Here is a 17,004-nt window from a genome sequence, read left to right on the forward strand (position 1 = left end):
TTGATGAATCTTTTTAGTAAATTGTTTTTGAACAACCGGACAATAAACAGACCGCAGATGGAAATGAAGGTTTGCTCTTCGTTAGAAAAAAATAAGGAATACATTGAAAAACAGTTGCTTCATTCTAGTGATCTGAAATGGCGGAGAATTAGGTTTAATCAATCGGAGGGACTCCTTGTTTATTTAGAATCCCTTTCCGATCAACAGACCATTCAAGAAGAGATCATCCGGCCTATAGAAGAAAAAAAAGAAGGAACCTTGGACGAAGTCATTACTTCTGCGTGGATTACGAAAACATCGGATCTTCACGAGGTGCCTCACGACCTCATTCAAGGGAATTGTGCACTGTTACTTGAAGGTGCTGGAGAAGTCATTATTGTCGATGCAGCTGCCGTGTATAAACGGAGTATCTCGGAGCCAGTAAACGAAGGGGTTGTTCGCGGTGCTCATGATGGTTTTATAGAGCACCTCATGACGAATCTTTATCTGGTTCGAAAGCGCATTGAGAATCCGAATCTGGCCGTTCGTTATTACCAGATCGGCAAGGCAACCAAAACAAAAATAGCTCTTCTCTACATGCAGGACCTAGCGAATCCGGATCTGGTCAAAGAAGTGGATCGAAGAGTCGGTTACATTAAGATGGACACCGTGATTTCGCCCGGATTCATTGCAGAAATGATTGAGGATAACCCGTTATCTCTATTTCCGCAAATCTTATATACGGAAAGACCGGATCGGGCGGCAGCTCATCTTATGGAAGGCCGTGTAGTTATTTTATCTGAAGGAGACCCGTCTGCGCTAATTTTACCGGTGACGTTCTTTGCCTTTTATCAAAGTCCGGATGATTATCATGGCGGGTGGATTGTCGGATCGTTTGTTCGATTGATTCGTTTGGTAAGTTTTATCATCGCATCGCTAATTCCCGCTTTATATATTGCCATAATTGGCTTTCACCCCGAAATTCTTCCGGAAAATTTGATTTTTTCCGTTAAAAGCAGTATAGACAGGGTCCCTTTTCCACCTATTGTAGAGGCTGTAATTATGCAGGTTACCTTGGAAGTACTGCGTGAAGCGGGGGTTCGTTTGCCAAGCAGGGTAGGTCAAACCATCGGTATCGTTGGCGGCTTTGGTTATCGGCGAGTCGGTCGTGCGAGCAGGTTTGATTTCATATCCCATGGTTATCGTCGTCGCCTTAACGGCTATTTCATCTTTTGTGGCACCGTCTAACGAAATGAGCACAGCAACGCGCATTCTGAGCTTTCCGCTCATGCTCCTGGCTGCGATGTTCGGTTTGATCGGGATTACGTTTGGGATGCTTTTCATCTTAATTCACTTATGTAAATTAGAGTGCTTTGGTTCATCCTACTTTGCGCCTGTCATGCCTCTTCGAATTAAAGATTTGAAAGATACATTTATACGATTTCCTATCTGGAATTTGAACCAACGCCCCCATGATCCGCATCCCAAAAGGTTTAATCAAGAAGGAAATTCAAGAGGGTGGGAACATGATGATCCCGGAAAAGAGTAAGATTACGCAAGGGCAGCTCATGTTTTTTATCGTACAGTCCCAAGTAGGGGTTGGAATTTTATCGCTTCCTCATAAAATGCAAGCAACCGCCAAAGGGGGAGGGTGGATTTCAGTCTTATTGGCCGGATTGGCCGTACAAGTAATTATTTTCATTCTATGGGCTCTTTGCAAACGATTTCCTTCCGATACGATATACGGTTTCTTACCGAAAATTACCGGGAAACTTCTTGGTAATCTGCTTTGCTTTGCTTATATTGGCTATTTTCTGCTTTCGGCAGGAACGGTTCTAGCCAAGTTTGCCGATGTCGTGGAAAGATGGGTGCTGCTGGAAACGCCCAGATGGGCATTATTAATTCTTGCCCTTCTCACTTGTATGTACTTGGTTAAAGAAAATCTTCGTGTGATTGCCAGATTGTTTGTCATCTCTTCGTTAACGATCATTGTGATGGTGGTATTATCCTTGTGCGGCTACGTCAATGCGAACTTCAGTTACATTTTTCCAATAACAGAAGCGGGATGGGGCAATATCATCAAAGCTGCGAATGAGGCGTTGTTTCCTTTAGTCGGGTATGAAGCTATTTTGGTCATTTATCCCTTTGTCGAAGGGAATAGCGGCGGGAAATTAAAGGCAGTTTCTTTAGGCAATATGTTGATTACGCTTTTTTATACATTTGAGGTGTTTACCTCATTAATCATTTTCAGTCCGGCGGTCATGCCTGCGGTTTCGGAACCTCTTCTCTATATGCTAAAAGGTTTTTCTTTTCAGGTCATTCAACGGATCGACTTGATCTTCTTATCGTTATGGGTCTTAATAGTCAGCAATGCCTTGGTTTCTTGGATATACATGGCAACGGTCGGGTTGGGCCGCTTCTTTCATCGGGGCGAACATAAAAAAGCCGTCCCCTATACCATATTCATCCTGTTTATTATGGCTATGATTGCTCAAAACCCGGCGATCACCGACTTCTACGATCGAATGATTTCAATTACTCATTATACATTTGTGGTCGGGCTTCCTTTGATCCTGCTCTGTTTCACGTATTTGATTAGAAAAAGGAGGACGTAAGTCGGATGAAAAGGATTTGCCGTTTATGTGCGGTAATGGTCATCCCCCTGTTCATGACTGGCTGCTGGGATCAAGATCTTTTAAAGAATGCTCGTTTGCATTATGGAGGAGGGTTTGATCTCGCGCCGAACGGCAAGCTCCGCTCCACCTTTGTCATCCGGGATGCGCCGTCGGGCGAACAACAGAGTCCCAAAAACGATATTATATTCTCGGTCGGCAATACGCCAAGGGAAGCCCGGGATCTTGCGGACGATCAAATATCGCGGCATCTTCGCGCTTATAAAAATCGGTTTATTCTCATCGGAGAAGATTTGGCTAAACAGGATATTTATCCGATTCTCGAGGTTTTTTACCGTGATCCCAAGAGTGCCTTAAACGCCAGGATCGGAGTGGCAAAAGGGAATGCGGCAGATATACTTTCCCTTAAAAAAGTTGGAAATGTCTTGATCGCAGAAGAAATTGACGAATTAATCAAGAGCAAAGAAGAGACTACAACGGTTCCCAAAGTGACCCTTGAAACGATTTATCCGATTATGATGGATCCCGGAGAAGATTTTGTTCTTCCTTACCTTGCGGAAAAAGGATCCCGCGTGGAAGTTTCCCGTGTTGCCATGTTTCATAATAATCAATTTACAGGCACACTGAGTCCTGATGAATCAACGATGTATTTATTATTGAAGGACAGCAAGTGGAAAGTGGCAAGATTCACCAAAAAAATAAACATCCAGAATAGTAAGGATCGTCAAAATCGTTATGACTTTTTGACCTTCGATGCAGAAAAATCAAAACGAAAAATGAAAGTGCTGATTCAATCGGACGATCGAATTACGGTAAAGCTGGATTTAAAATGGAAAGCGAGTATCATTGAATATCCGAAAGATCGCTTAGAAGACAAAAAAATAATCGCGGAATTGAACCGGTATCTTTCTAAGGAAATGACGGATTTGGCAAAACAAACGCTTGAAAACATGCAAAAGGCCCGCTGCGACGGATTAGGTGTAGGCAGACAACTCATGGCGTTCCATCCCCAAATATGGAAGAAACAGAAGGGAAACTGGGATAGCAACTATCAAAACGTGCAATTTGCTCCTGAGATTCAAGTAGACATTTCGAAGAAAGGAATTATTAACTAACGAATCGGGAAGGGCTGCCGCCTCAGGCGGTCCTTTCTCTTTGTCTTGTTGCAAATCGCTGAAAACGATCGCCCCATTTTTACAAATTATTTACGTGCAGTTGATTTGTGGATAACGTTGCGATTGCATAATGAAATTGTCATTAAAAACAACAAATACGCACAAAAAGCCAAATTACGGAGGAGAACATCGTGAAAAAACATCTCTCATGGAAAGCAGCTTTGGCAATCAGTGTGATGGCATTAGGAATATCGGCTTGCGGCTCCGGGCAGCAATCGTCGCCAGCGGCAAGCAACAGCCCCGCTCCGGCGAAGGAATTGACGCTCGAGGAAATAGAAACGCAGGCCAAAAAAGAGGGAAAGGTCGTCAGTGTCGGAATGCCCGATAATTGGGCCAACTGGAAGGAAACTTGGAGCGATATCGCCGCGAAATACGGATTATCCCATACGGATACCGATTTATCGAGCGCGGAGGAGATCGCCAAATTCGAAGCGGAAAAGAACAATCCGACCGCTGACATCGGGGATGTAGGGATTTCGTTCGGACCGATCGCGAAGGATAAAGGCGTAACGATGCCCTACAAGCCGGCGCACTGGAACGACATCCCGGATTGGGCGAAAGACAAGGATGGGCACTGGATGGTTGCGTATCAAGGCACAATCGCGGTAATCACCGATAAGAAGCAGGTGAAAAACCCGCCGAAAACGTGGGACGATATCCTTAAAGGCGATTACAAGGTGTCGATTACGGACGTTACCAAAGGGACACAGGCGCAAATGGGCGTATTGGCGGCGGCGATGGGGCACGGCGGAGACGAGAGCAACATTCAGCCGGGCTTGGACTTTTATGCGAAATTGGCCAAGCAGCACCGATTGACCACTTTGGAAATCAACACCGGCGTTTTGGAAAAGGGTGAGGTAGCCGTCGCATTACTTTGGGATTTTAACGCATTAGGCTACCGCGACCAAATCGATCCGAACCGCTTTGAAGTCAGCATCCTGCAGGAAGGCAGCGTCAGCAGCGGCTATTCCACCATCATCAACAAGTACGCGCCCCATCCGAATGCGGCCAAGGCTGCGCGCGAATTTATTTTGAGCGACGAAGGACAGATCAACCTGGCCAAAGGCTATGCCCGTCCGATCCGCGAAAACGTGAAGCTGCCGGACGATGTCGCCAAGAAGCTGATTCCTGCCGAGCAGTACAAAAATGCGAAGACCATCAAAGATTATAACGCTTGGGGAGAAACGTCCAAAAAATTGCCGAAGCTGTGGCAGGAGCAAGTGTTGATTCACATCAACTAGCTCTCACGGCTTTAGGAAAGGGAAATCCGCATGAATCGCAAGGTAACGCTGTTTGTCATCGTTACGCTGCTCCCGTTCGTCCTGCTCGTCGTCGCGTTCCTGCTGCTGCCGCTCTTGGCCATGATCCATGACAGCTTCCTTGCCGACGACGGCAGGACCTATACGCTCGAGCAGTATATAACCGCTTTGACCAGTCCTTATTATTCCAAAGGCATAGTCAACAGCTTGCTCATTTCGTTGTATTCCAGTGTTATCGGTATGGTCATTGCTCTGATCGCGTCGTATTCCATTACGCGAATGCCCCAAAAGATTCAAACGTTCATGATTACGTTTTCCAATCTGACGTCCAACTTTTCCGGCGTGCCGCTGGCGTTCGCCTACATTATTTTGCTTGGAAACAGCGGACTTTTTACGCTTCTGTTCAAACAATGGGGATGGAATTTGACGGAGACGTTCAACTTGTACAGCTGGAGCGGACTTGTGGCCGTGTACGTTTACTTTCAAGTTCCTTTGGCCATTCTGCTGCTCTATCCGGCCTACTCGGGCATTCAGAAGAACTGGCGTGAATCCGCCGCTTTGCTCGGGGCGTCGACGTTCCGATTTTGGCGGCATGTCGGAATGCCCGTGCTGCTGCCGAGCGTAGCAGGGACATTCAGCATTCTGATCGCCAATGCGATGGGCACTTACGCAACGGCTTATGCGCTCGTCGGAAGCAACTACAACTTGCTGACGATCCGCATTGGTTCTTTGGTTGCCGGAGACGTAGCCGCCCAGCCGCAGCTCGGAAGCGCGCTCGCCGTCATTTTGGGACTGATGATGGTCGGGGCCATGTGGTGCAACGAACGCCTGATGCGGCGGTTCAGGAGAGATTTGTCATGAGCAAAAAATGGATTTCCTATATCTTCGTCTTCGCAACGATCGCATATCTTATCCTGCCTTTGGCGGGTACGTTCATGTACTCGATCGCCAAAGAGTGGAGCCATACGGTTCTGCCGGTTTCCTATACGCTTGACTGGTATAAGCAGCTGTTTACCGATTCGCGGTTCCTGGCGGCCGTCGGGCGAACGATGACGGTATCGCTCATCGCCCTTGCCGCGAGCGTGACGACCATGTCGCTGACCGTATTCGTCGTCTTCATGTATGTGCCGAAGCTTGAGCGTTTCCTGCAAACCATTGCAATGATTCCTTTCGCCGTTCCGGGCGTGGTAGCGGCCGTAGGCTTGATCAAGGTGTACTCGAGCGGCCCTGTTGTGCTGTCCGGAACGATCTGGATTGTGGTCGGCGCGTATTACGTGCTTATCATTCCTTATATGTATCAAGGGATCCGGAATAGTCTGCGCGCCATCGACGCAAGAAAGCTGATGGAGGCGGCCGAAATACTCGGGGCAAGCAAAATCAAGGCATTCGCGCTTGTCATCGCGCCGAACATCGCAAACGGCATTTTGATATCCGCCCTGCTATCGTTCTCGATCTTGATCGGCGAGTTCGTCATGGCCAATTTCCTTATCGGCGGGCATTATGAAACGATCCAAATTTATTTGATGCGGCGGCTGAACGAAAACGGCCATATGTCGAGCGCCATCGTCATTGCGTATTTCGTGATCGTGCTGCTCGTTTCCTGGCTGATGCTGAGGCTCGGCACACGCTTCCGGAACAAAGTAGAAATCAAGGAGAATGCAGCATGAGCTACGTACAAATCGATCGGGCGTTTAAGCGATACGCAAAAACCGCTGTTCTGCAGCAAGTATCCTTGAGCGTCGAAAAAGGAGAGCTCGTCACCTTGCTCGGGCCGAGCGGCTGCGGCAAAAGCACGCTGCTCCGCTGCATAGCCGGACTCGAAACGATGGACGGCGGGGCGATTCGCGTTAACGATAAAGATATTTCCCAGCTTCCCCCGCAGCGCCGGAATGTAGGCATGGTGTTTCAATCGTACGCCCTGTTCCCGAATATGACGGTCTTCGATAACATCGCCTTCGGGCTGAAAATGAAAAAGCTGGCGCGGGAGCAAATTGCCGCGAAGGTGAAGCAAGCGGTCGAGCTGGTCCATTTGACCGGCAAAGAGCCGGCGTATCCGCACCAGCTGTCCGGCGGCCAGCAGCAGCGGGTTGCCCTGGCCAGAGCGCTTGTCACGGAACCGGACATCCTGCTTCTGGATGAACCGTTAAGCGCGCTGGACGCCAAAATCCGCAAAAGCTTGCAAAGCGACCTGCGGAGCATTCAGCGGGATTTAAAGATGACGATGATTTTCGTCACGCATGACCAGGAGGAAGCGATGACGATCTCCGATCGCATTTTTGTGATGAACGGCGGGGAGATCGTCCAGCAAGGCAAGCCGGAGCAAATATACGCCTCTCCGAAAAATGAATTTGTGGCCCGATTTATCGGCAGCTATAATGTATTGACGAATGGGGATCTTTTCCGGTTGACGGGACATGCGCTGAAGCCCGGAACGTATGCGATCCGTCCGGAAGTGATGGAGCTGCATCCGAACGCCGACGCACAATCCGGCCCCCGGGACCGGGGATTGTGGCTGGAAGGAGTCATTCGGAGCACGACCGTTCGCGGCAATGTGCGCCGTTATCTGGTTCAGTCACAGGACGCGACCGTAACGGTCGACGAACTGAATGTTCCGCACAAAGGCGCATTGGACGAAGGATTGTTCGTTAACGTCCGGATTCCGGAAGAAGCCTGTACTTTATTGGAATAGAGGGAGAACGCCATGTCCGTATTGTCGGTTGAACGAAAAACCGCGATTCTTGAGCGGCTGCAAGCTTACGGGAAGGTGAACGCGGCTGAGCTGGCCCGCCTTCTTGACGTATCGATGGAAACCGTCCGGCGGGACCTCGATTTGATGGAGAAGGAAGGACTGCTCAAGCGCGTGCACGGCGGAGCCGTCAAAATCAATTTTCAGCTCGGAGAGCCGCCGTTTGCCCAGCGGAGACAGGTTCATCAAGAAGAAAAGAAGAAAGTGGCCCACCTCGCAGCGCAGCTGGTAAAAGACGGAGATACGATCGTGATGGGTATAGGGACTACCATTCTCGAAATGGCCCATTGCATTCGCGGCGTGAATAAAGTAACCATTTTGACCAATTCGGTGCCTGCGGCCCACACCCTGATGGATTCCTTGAACCAAGGCTTGTTCCATGGAAGGGTCATTTTGCTGGGAGGAGAATTGGATGCGGAGCAATATTCGGCAAGAGGTTCGGTATGCGAAAAAATGATGGACTTGTTCAGCGTAAACAAAGCGTTCATTTCCCCAGGGGGAATATCGCTTGCCGGCGTGACGGAGTACAGTTTGGAAGATTATTCGATCTCTAGCAAAATGATTCAAGTCGCCAAAGAAACGATCATTCTCGCGGATCATTCCAAAATCGGCGTAGAGGCGCTATGCAAATTTGCGCAGCTGGATCAGCTTCACGCCATCGTTTGCGATCAGGCTGCGCCTCCGTCATGGAAGCCGTATTTGGAAAACATCGACTGGATTACAGCGGACGAGGATACTTCCGAGCGCGGATAAAACAACCTACAGAATCGAACAGACTGGGTGAGCATACGTTGAAACAAATCAAGGGCATTTTATTCGATAAAGACGGCACTTTAATAGACTTTTATTCCGGCTGGGTGCCGGTGGCGACGCAAACGGCGGATCTTCTGCTGGAAGACTACGGCTTGCAAGACGATCCTTCGGCCAAAGAAAGCTTGCTCTGCGCCATCGGTTTGCACGGAAATCATATAGACCCGAAGGGGATACTCGCCAGCGGCACCACGCAGGATATAGCGGAAGCGTTCATGCGCGTTCTCAGGGAGAGAGGGACGAATCCGGATAAGCTGGAGCTTTTGCAGGATTGGCTGACCGAAGAGCTTTACCGGCTGACCCAATCCAACCGGCACAATTTAAAGCCGACCGCGGATTTGCACCGTTTGCTCGGGCAGCTTCGCCGCCACGGGCTTAAAATCGGCATTGCAACGGCGGACGATCTGGAATCGACGACTTTTTTTCTGGAGCATGCGGGTGTCGCTGCTTATTTCGACTTTATCGGCACATCGGATCGCTTTGATAAGAAACCGAATCCAAGCATGATTCGCGCTTTTTGCGAGGCTGGCGGTTTGCGTGCAGAAGAAGTGGCCGTTGCGGGCGACACTTTGACGGATATCCGGTTTGCCAGAAACGGTTCGGCAGGTATAGCGATCGGCGTTCTTTCGGGCGTCAGCGGATTGTCCGAGCTGCAGGGTGCCGATCTCGTGCTCCGCACAGTCGGAGACATCGTGACGGGGGACGGACGGTTGATTTGGCATTAAAAAAACAGAGTATGGGAGAAAGCGCACATGAAAATCGGATTGGAAACGGAAAGCTATCATCTGCATTTTATTACAGGAAGAATGGATATTTTTCAGTTTATTACAAAGACAGCCGAACTGGGCTTAGACGGGGTTATGATGAACATAATCAAATGGCCGGGACTTCCCGGATGGGGGACGCTCGAATCGTTCGAACGGGGCTATTTGAAAAGAGTAAAGGCGGAAATTCAGAAATACGGATTTTTTGCCGAAATCGATACGAACGGTACCGATCCGGAGCATTTGGCGCAAGTCATCGAAGTCGCCCATCAAATCGGGGCGGATGTGATCCGGACCTATATTCGTATGGACAATTTCGAACCGGAAAAGCTGGCGGAAGCCCCGGGAAACATCCGACACATTGTGCCGCTGCTGCAGAAATACAGAATCAAGCTGGCGGTGGAAAACCATGAGTTCGAGCTGGCTAACGAAATTATTGGCATCGTCAAGGAAGTCGGCAGCCCTTGGGTACGCGCGCATTGCGATGTCGGAAACAGCATGATGGCATGGGAAGATCCGGTCGAAGCCGTTAAAAAATTAGCGCCGTATGCATTCACCACCCATTTCAAAGACCACATCATCGTTCATGACGGTGACGATTATCGGGTATGCGGCGTTCCTGTCGGGACCGGCAGCATCGACTTGGAGCAAATTTTCAAAATACTTGTCGAGCAGTCGAGCCTTACGCGGATCAATGTGGAAATGTGTTTCCCTTACGCCACTGCTTTCAAAAGAGAACCGGGGGCCGGAGGCGTATTCGAAGTCGGCGAAGGAGCGTTTAAAGTCGGGAATCCTCCTTATGATTTGTCCGTCATCAAACCGCTCGATTATTATTATCCTCCGCAAAAACTATTGGAGCAAATGATTGCAGATCAAGAAAGAGGCGTGGAGCAATCCGTCAAGTATACGCTGGCTCTGAGAGACAAGTATTGCCGGTAACAGCATAGCGGGGAGTGCTTAACATTTACTTATCAAAAGTAATGTTAAGCACTTTTTTTATGTAGAGAGATTAAGCCTTCATATTCACGGCAAATAAAGCGGGATTTTAAGAGATTGTTAATTGGGACAAATGTCCTTTCGCCAACTGGAGGCTTCATTGTTTAATGAAATTGGAAATCGTCACAATATACATTTGAACCGGAGGGCGAAAAGGAAGATATGGAACCAATGGAGAAACGCCGGCGTGAATGTAGTGCAACTGTTTATGTGCTTAACGAGAGCAGGGAAGCCTTGTTGTTCGTTCGCAGGAGGAAACCTCCTTTTCTGGGCTTTTTTCTTCCGCCCGGTGGGCATCTGGAACCGAATGAAACACCGGATGAAGCGGCGTTGAGAGAAGTTTTGGAAGAGACCGGTTATCCGATAAAGCTCTTATCCCCTGCTCCAAATGATCCATTCGAAGACGGAGTACAGCTACTATCTTCACCTATTGCCATTCAACTTGAGCCTATAGACGATGAACACGATCATATCGATTTCATCTATTTGGGACAAATAATAGGTGAACAAGGGAAGCCCCATGAGGGTGAAGAAGGGGGCGTATGGTTGTCTGCTGCGCAGCTGGACGAAAATCCGCTGCCGCTATCGGTTCGAATGGCTGCAAAAAGGATTCTTACAGGAGAGCGGAGTGAGTAGCAGGCCTTTGTATTCCCTCGTTCATTCCAGGCATAATAAGGTAAATGAACCAAGGATACGAGGGGATTAGCAATGATCGACGGTATCATTTACAAGTTTAAACAAAAATATAGTTGGTTACACGATATGCTCGTCAATATGCCGTCCGACTTTTTGGTTCACTGGAACATTCGTCATTATCAGCCTCAAGAGACGGTTTGTGAGCAAGGAAGGATACCTGAATATTTCTATATCGTCATCGAAGGTGAATTTAAAGTGCAGCATACGTTGGATGACGGACATTTGGTGATTGTGGCGTACCTTTATCCGAGGGAACTAATCAGTGATATTGAGATAGCGCTCGACCGGCCTTATGTGGGTTCGGTTATAGCATCAACTAAAGGGACCGTGCTTGCACTGAAGACTGATGTATACCGTAGATGGATCGCAGAAGACCGAAATTTCTTATTATTTTTGAATGCACAACTCTCTAAAAAACTCTATACGGCCGCACAAAAATCGATTGATCACATGTCTATGTCCCTTCGTCACAGATTGATTCGTTATTTATACAAGCAGCTCGAGCATTTCGATTTTAATGAGCATGTAGCGTTTATTACTTCCTTTTCGCGCGATGATATCGCATTAGAGTGGGGCGTTACGGTACGCAGCATAAACCGGATTTTAAAAGATCTTAAGGATCGCAGGATCATTTTCGTGAAAAAAAATCAGATCATATGCAACGAGTGGAGCCGCTACTTGATAGAGAAAGAGTTAGAAGAGCTTGAGAACAAATAACGATAGGAGTGATTCTAGATGTCTCAATTATCCAACCCCATGCAAAGAGGTTTAGCACAAAAAGGTGTCTCGGCTCGCCATATCGTTGCCATCGTCATCAGTGCGTTGATTTATGGAGCGACTATTTATATATCCCGGTATTTTCCTATTAAGATCGGAACGATTCAGGCGATTTATCCGGCTGCTGTCTTCGCTCCTCTATTCGGAGTCTGGTTCGGCCTTTGGGGATCGGCCGGTTTAGTTGTCGGTAATATATTGTCCATGCTTGTGGTAGGTATGAATCCTGCGGTCTACCCGTTGGCGTTATTGGCGCAATTTATGATGGGCTTTATACCGGGTGTCATGTTTCGCAAGGTGAAGATAGAAAGTCTGAAAGACAGAGTGCATTTTATACTTGTGGTAATAGCCGGTATGTTGGCGGGTACAGCATTGGTGGCGCTTAATCTGATTATTTTTCAAAAGGTTCCGGTTCGCGTGGCGTGGGGTACAGTCTGGGCCTGGATGCAAGTCAGCAACACGCTTACGGCTGCAATTCTAAGTCCCCTTTTATTTTCGTGGATGTCGGATTATATGAATAAATCAGGGTTGTTTTTCAAACGGTTCCGGGGCTAAGAAGGGGTGAAATAAAGAATGCAGCTGTATTATCCTTCGAATTCAATCATTCACTTCATGCATGGCTTCACAAAAATACTAATATTCGGACTAATGTTTACGTTGATCCCTTTGTTCATGGACCGACCCTCCAGTCTATTATTGCTGCTGCTTGTTTGCACGGTGTTGTTTTCTTATATCAGACCTCCCAAATCACATTGGTTGCTGCTGATCCCTGTCGGGCTGCTTGCCGTAATGATGAGCTTGACTTATTTTTTTGCGGATATGGGTGGAGAGGTATATGTACATGCGGACCTCGGATATTGGACGTTTCAGATTTCATCCGGAAACATCTTGTATGCGATAACCTTTACGTTGCGAATGATCATTTGGTCTCTGTTGTTTTTTACTCTGCTGTTTACCACATCTTCGGAAGATTTGGTCATCGGTTTGAAAACATTCGGTTTACCTGAATTCGTGACATTGGCGGTTTCCTTGGCGCTGCGTTACTGGAGCTTGATGATATTCGATGTGAAAACGGTAATGGATGCTCAATATTGCCGCGGGGTTGACTTTCGCTCCGGAAGCCTGCTTACGCGTAGCAAACATTTTGCCAGCTTGCTCATCCCGGTATTATTCGTGTTCTTAAAACGATTTCGCACGACCAGCTTTGCGCTTACTTTAAAAGGCGTGGGAAGAAGAAATAAAAGAACCTATTATTATCATCCGCGATTATCGGCAATTGATACTTGGGCGATCTGGATAGCTGTCTTACTTGTTGCAGCTTGGTTGACTTTGCACTGGTTTTATGATCTTTAGACAAGGAGAAAGCTATGATCCGTTTTGAAAACTACTCGTGTACGTATGAATCCAAAAAAGAACCTCTTTTGCATACATTAAATCTTCAAATTAATCAGGGTGAATTTGTTTTTGTAACGGGACCGAGCGGAGGCGGGAAATCGACGCTTTGCTTTTCGATTAACGGACTGATTCCGAACGAAATGGAAGGCTCGCTGTATGAAGGAAGTGTTACGGTGGACGGCATCAATGTTCAGAATACGTTCCCGTTTGAGCTCGTATCGGTTGTCGGAACTGTGTTGCAAGACCCTGAATGGCAACTTGTTCGAGGGACGGTCAAGGAGGAGCTGACATTTGCACTGGAAAATATGGGTGTTCCTGTCGAGGAAATCGATCGCCGTTTAGCGCAAGTGGTGGAGCAAGTTCAGATTAAACCGCTGCTCCTTCGTTCTTCGCTTGAGTTATCCGGTGGACAGAAGCAGAGGGTGGCCATTGCGGCTTGCTTAATGATGCAGCCCAAGGTAATCGTGCTCGACGAACCGACTGCAGAACTGGATCCGATGGGAAAAGAGATGGTCATTGAGACGATTCGGAAGCTGCATCGAGAATGGGGCTATACGGTTGTATTTGTGGATCACAACCTCGATGTGACTCTCCCGCATGCCGAACGCGTTATTGTCGTGGCAAATGGGCGAATCGTTGCCGATGCGGCGCCTTCCGTGTTATATGATCAACCGGGCATTAGTGAGCTGCTGCCTATGCCTCAAGTTATCCAGGTTTCCAGACAGCTCGGTGTACGCAAACAAGACGGAGGCGATCCCCTGACCGTTGCAGAGCTTGAAGAAGAGCTGGGAAAAAGGCACATCGGCCGCCTTCTTGATAGGACAGGCAGCTGTCAATCGATTCAACAAGGGTTAGCACAGTCAGAAAGAGCGATCATTGAACTCAAGCAAGTTATGTTTGGGTATAAAAAACATGCTGCCGATTTGACCATAAAACCTGTAGATTTACGAATCATGCAAGGGGAGTTTATAGCGATTATCGGGCATAACGGGGCCGGGAAGTCAACCTTGTGCAAACTGATAACAGGATTAGTAAAACCACGGAGCGGGGAAGTGCTGATACATGGAAAGCCGGCAAATTCCTATCGGGCTGATCAGAGGATACGGCATGTCGGCTTCGTATTTCAAAACCCGGATTTTCAGTTTGTACGTCGTACGGTTTATGATGAAGTGGCCTACGGCTTGCACATTCAAAGATTCAAAGAGGATGAGATTGACGAACGGGTGAGACGAGTAACCAAACTTCTGCAAATTGACAATTATTTGCATGAGCATCCGCATTTTCTGAGCAGAGGGGAGCGGCGAAGAGTGGCCATTGCATCCATTCTAGCGCTGGAACCGGAAGTGATCATACTGGATGAACCGACAACGGGGCTTGATTCGATGCGGTGTCAGGAGATGATGAATTATATCCGGACTTTATGGCAGAAAGGACATACGATTGTCCTTCTTACCCACGATATGCGGGTTGTAGCCGACTATGTACCGAGAACCATCGTGATGTCGGGAGGACAAATCCAGTGGGACGCGCCGACACGAGACGTTTTCGCTAAACAAGAGGAACTTCGCCGTCATCACATCACGCTGCCGCCGGTAGTAGAGCTCTCCTATGCTTTGGGATGGCCTATACCGTCTCTATCCTCCGACGAGTTTGTAGCCCGTGTTCATAAGGCGGCAGACGAAGTACTCGCTGGTGAAGGAGGTCTCGGATGACTAGGCAGTTCCGCATGATGATGCTGGGTGTCGGGAACGGGTTCTGCAAATCGACTTACCATAACAATGCTTTAATTGAGATACAGGGCCGGCTGTTTTTAATAGATTGCGGCGCATTAGCTTGGCACAGTTTGCATGAGGCGGGTCTCGGTTTTGAAGATATAGAGGGAATATTCATTACGCACCTCCATTATGATCATTGCGGAGGATTGGATGAGGCTGCTTTATATGGCGTTTATGCAGCTGGTAGAAAGATGAAGCTGTGGCTTCCGTCCCCGCTGAAAGAGGGTATTTGGGAACAGAATCTTCGGGGGACGCTGGAAAACGTAGAGGAAGGCAAAGGTAAACTTGAAGATTATTTTGACATTCAGTGGGTGGAGGAAGGGGAACCTTTTGCTTTCTTGGCTGATCATACGAATTCACAAGGCCTGACAGCCCGCTGGATTCGGACTCATCACGTGCCGTCCAAGTTCAGTTGTTCACTGATCCTTGACAACCGTTTTTTTTACAGTTCGGATATGCTGGCTGATAAAGAGCTGCTCTGTCGTTTATTTGATCAAGGTATCGAGACGTTTTATCACGATTCATGTTTCACCCCCAATCCCGTTCACGCCGACTTTGAAGCATTATGCGAGTACCCGGAAGAAATACGCAACCGAGTGTATTTAATGCATTACGGGGAAGCGCCTATGGATATGACGGAAAATGATTTGCAAGGAATGAAGCTTCTGAGACAGCACGAATGGCTGACGTGGTAGGAACAGGAAGCGGTAACAACCTAAGGAGTGAGTAAAATCAATCAACTATTCCCTTTTATTCGAATGGAATTCCCGGTATGGTTTGAGCCCGTTGTTGAAAAGGTCAGAACAAAAATGAATGAAGATTCGACTGGGCATGATTTTTTGCATGCCGTTCGCGTCATGGAACTGGCTGTGGACATCGCGGACCAGCTTGGAGCGGATCGGGATATTGCGATGGCAGCCGGACTGCTGCATGATTATTATCGCAAGGAAGAAAAGCAAACGGGCAGGCTTCATTATGGACCGGAAGCAATCAGGGAGTTGCGTCGCGATTTTGGATCGTTATTGGTGCCTCATTTGGAGGAAGAACGGTTCGAACGCGTGATGAGTGCGATAGCGCGTCATGAAGAGTACGAGTTTACCCGAGTCGGAGCCGGAAAAATAAAGATGTTGACCATAGATGAGCAAATTTTGCAAGATGCCGATAGGATAGATGCAATTGGAGCTGTCGGTATCGGACGTACGTTTATGTTCGGCGGGGCTCACGGATTGCCGTTAGTAGAGGACGAAGCATTACCGGATACGGTATTCGATCCGGGCCTACGGCCGCGCGGGTCAGTTTACCGGCACTTTTATGAGAAGCTATTGTATCTTTCCGACGGAATGCATACCGTTCCGGGCAGGCGCTTAGCTGCCGAGCGGCATCAATTTTTAGTAGGTTTCATTAAGCAATTAGAAAACGAACTGAAGCTCGAGCCTCGCGATTTGGATAAATACGGCACTTAATCGAAACGGGAAAGGTCGATTCACAGGAAAGGATTGAAAGAGTTGAATGTTTTCGATTTACTGCAACTAACCGGAGGAATTATGTTATCGTTTGGTTACATCCCGCAAATCATCCAAATTACGAAAACGAAATCTGTAAAAGATCTTAATAGTAAGACACTATTTTTTGTTTTTTTCGGTATTTTCCTTATGGAAATCTACGCGATCCATTTAGTGATAACAGGTTCGGGCTGGATGTTCCTTGTTACAAATTCAATGGCATTAGTGTTGGCGGGGAGTATGTTTCAACTGACTTATAAATATAAAAAATAACCTCGATTTTTTTTCAAGGACTGACGCTTGTCCGATACGACAACAGACCTCTAAACCGCTTTCCGGGAGATTGGAGGTCTGTTTGGCATGGACCCCCTATTCTTTGTTCCACTTATAAAGTAAACTTGCTGTAGAGTTAGCATCGTTGGAATGGTATAATTCCTGTTGGCCCGTGGGGATGCAGCATATTCCATTTACGGGAAAACAGGAGAAGCTACTTTGCAGCA

The 17,004-nt window shown here is 47.8% G+C and carries 17 protein-coding genes and 1 pseudogene; all 18 read left to right on the plus strand.

Translation table 11 applies throughout. From position 1 onward, the window contains the following. The first annotated feature begins 27 nt into the window (after positions 1-27). The 18 genes and pseudogenes from ACKGJP_RS13085 (at position 28) to ACKGJP_RS13170 (ending at position 16,777) form a co-directional block, all read left to right on the plus strand. Positions 28-1,528: pseudogene (locus ACKGJP_RS13085) on the plus strand (spore germination protein). Further along, complete coding sequence (locus tag ACKGJP_RS13090; protein ID WP_409346072.1) at positions 1,506-2,594, plus strand: GerAB/ArcD/ProY family transporter; 1,089 nt, start codon at positions 1,506-1,508, stop codon at positions 2,592-2,594. The pseudogene ACKGJP_RS13085 and the gene ACKGJP_RS13090 overlap by 23 nt, the downstream one beginning before the upstream one ends. 5 nt (positions 2,595-2,599) lie before the next feature. After that, entirely contained in the window at positions 2,600-3,727 is a 1,128-nt protein-coding gene (locus ACKGJP_RS13095; protein ID WP_409346073.1) for a Ger(x)C family spore germination protein, read from the plus strand. Positions 3,728-3,918: 191 nt separating this feature from the next. Next, positions 3,919-5,028 carry an ABC transporter substrate-binding protein gene (locus tag ACKGJP_RS13100; RefSeq protein ID WP_409346074.1) on the plus strand — a complete coding sequence of 370 codons (1,110 nt, stop codon included), beginning with the start codon at positions 3,919-3,921 and terminating at the stop codon, positions 5,026-5,028. A 30-nt stretch (positions 5,029-5,058) separates the two neighbouring features. After that, positions 5,059-5,907 (plus strand): ABC transporter permease, encoded by an 849-nt coding sequence (locus ACKGJP_RS13105; RefSeq protein ID WP_409346075.1) that lies wholly within the window; start codon positions 5,059-5,061, stop codon positions 5,905-5,907. Then, positions 5,904-6,713 carry an ABC transporter permease gene (locus tag ACKGJP_RS13110; RefSeq protein WP_409346076.1) on the plus strand — a complete coding sequence of 270 codons (810 nt, stop codon included), beginning with the start codon at positions 5,904-5,906 and terminating at the stop codon, positions 6,711-6,713. Before ACKGJP_RS13105 ends, ACKGJP_RS13110 begins: the two co-directional genes overlap by 4 nt. Next, positions 6,710-7,735 (plus strand): ABC transporter ATP-binding protein, encoded by a 1,026-nt coding sequence (locus tag ACKGJP_RS13115; RefSeq protein ID WP_409346077.1) that lies wholly within the window; start codon positions 6,710-6,712, stop codon positions 7,733-7,735. Before ACKGJP_RS13110 ends, ACKGJP_RS13115 begins: the two co-directional genes overlap by 4 nt. 12 nt (positions 7,736-7,747) lie before the next feature. Beyond that, positions 7,748-8,545 carry a DeoR/GlpR family DNA-binding transcription regulator gene (locus ACKGJP_RS13120; protein WP_409346078.1) on the plus strand — a complete coding sequence of 266 codons (798 nt, stop codon included), beginning with the start codon at positions 7,748-7,750 and terminating at the stop codon, positions 8,543-8,545. Between the two features lie 38 nt (positions 8,546-8,583). Beyond that, entirely contained in the window at positions 8,584-9,327 is a 744-nt protein-coding gene (locus tag ACKGJP_RS13125) for an HAD family hydrolase (RefSeq protein WP_409346079.1), read from the plus strand. Positions 9,328-9,354: 27 nt separating this feature from the next. Next, positions 9,355-10,305, plus strand: a complete 951-nt coding sequence (locus ACKGJP_RS13130; RefSeq protein ID WP_409346080.1) for a sugar phosphate isomerase/epimerase family protein — start codon at positions 9,355-9,357, stop codon at positions 10,303-10,305. 228 nt (positions 10,306-10,533) lie between these two features. After that, a complete protein-coding gene (locus ACKGJP_RS13135) occupies positions 10,534-10,998 on the plus strand; it encodes an NUDIX hydrolase (RefSeq protein WP_409346081.1) in 465 nt (154 codons plus the stop codon). Between the two features lie 72 nt (positions 10,999-11,070). Next, a complete protein-coding gene (locus tag ACKGJP_RS13140) occupies positions 11,071-11,775 on the plus strand; it encodes a Crp/Fnr family transcriptional regulator (RefSeq protein ID WP_409346082.1) in 705 nt (234 codons plus the stop codon). An 18-nt stretch (positions 11,776-11,793) separates the two neighbouring features. After that, complete coding sequence (locus tag ACKGJP_RS13145) at positions 11,794-12,387, plus strand: hypothetical protein (protein WP_409346083.1); 594 nt, start codon at positions 11,794-11,796, stop codon at positions 12,385-12,387. An 18-nt stretch (positions 12,388-12,405) separates the two neighbouring features. Continuing rightward, positions 12,406-13,185: an energy-coupling factor transporter transmembrane component T family protein gene (locus ACKGJP_RS13150; protein ID WP_409346084.1), complete on the plus strand. Its 780-nt coding sequence runs from the start codon at positions 12,406-12,408 to the stop codon at positions 13,183-13,185. 14 nt (positions 13,186-13,199) lie between these two features. Next, positions 13,200-14,939: an ABC transporter ATP-binding protein gene (locus ACKGJP_RS13155; protein ID WP_409346085.1), complete on the plus strand. Its 1,740-nt coding sequence runs from the start codon at positions 13,200-13,202 to the stop codon at positions 14,937-14,939. After that, positions 14,936-15,697 (plus strand): MBL fold metallo-hydrolase, encoded by a 762-nt coding sequence (locus tag ACKGJP_RS13160; protein WP_409346086.1) that lies wholly within the window; start codon positions 14,936-14,938, stop codon positions 15,695-15,697. The genes ACKGJP_RS13155 and ACKGJP_RS13160 overlap by 4 nt, the downstream gene beginning before the upstream one ends. Before the next feature lie 27 nt (positions 15,698-15,724). After that, positions 15,725-16,465, plus strand: coding sequence for an HD domain-containing protein (locus ACKGJP_RS13165; protein ID WP_409346087.1), 741 nt, complete (start codon positions 15,725-15,727; stop codon positions 16,463-16,465). Positions 16,466-16,507: 42 nt separating this feature from the next. Further along, positions 16,508-16,777, plus strand: a complete 270-nt coding sequence (locus ACKGJP_RS13170; protein WP_409346088.1) for a PQ-loop domain-containing transporter — start codon at positions 16,508-16,510, stop codon at positions 16,775-16,777. Positions 16,778-17,004: the final 227 nt, after the last annotated feature.

The organism is Paenibacillus litoralis, assembly GCF_046244365.1.
GTDB lineage: Bacteria > Bacillota > Bacilli > Paenibacillales > NBRC-103111 > Paenibacillus_V.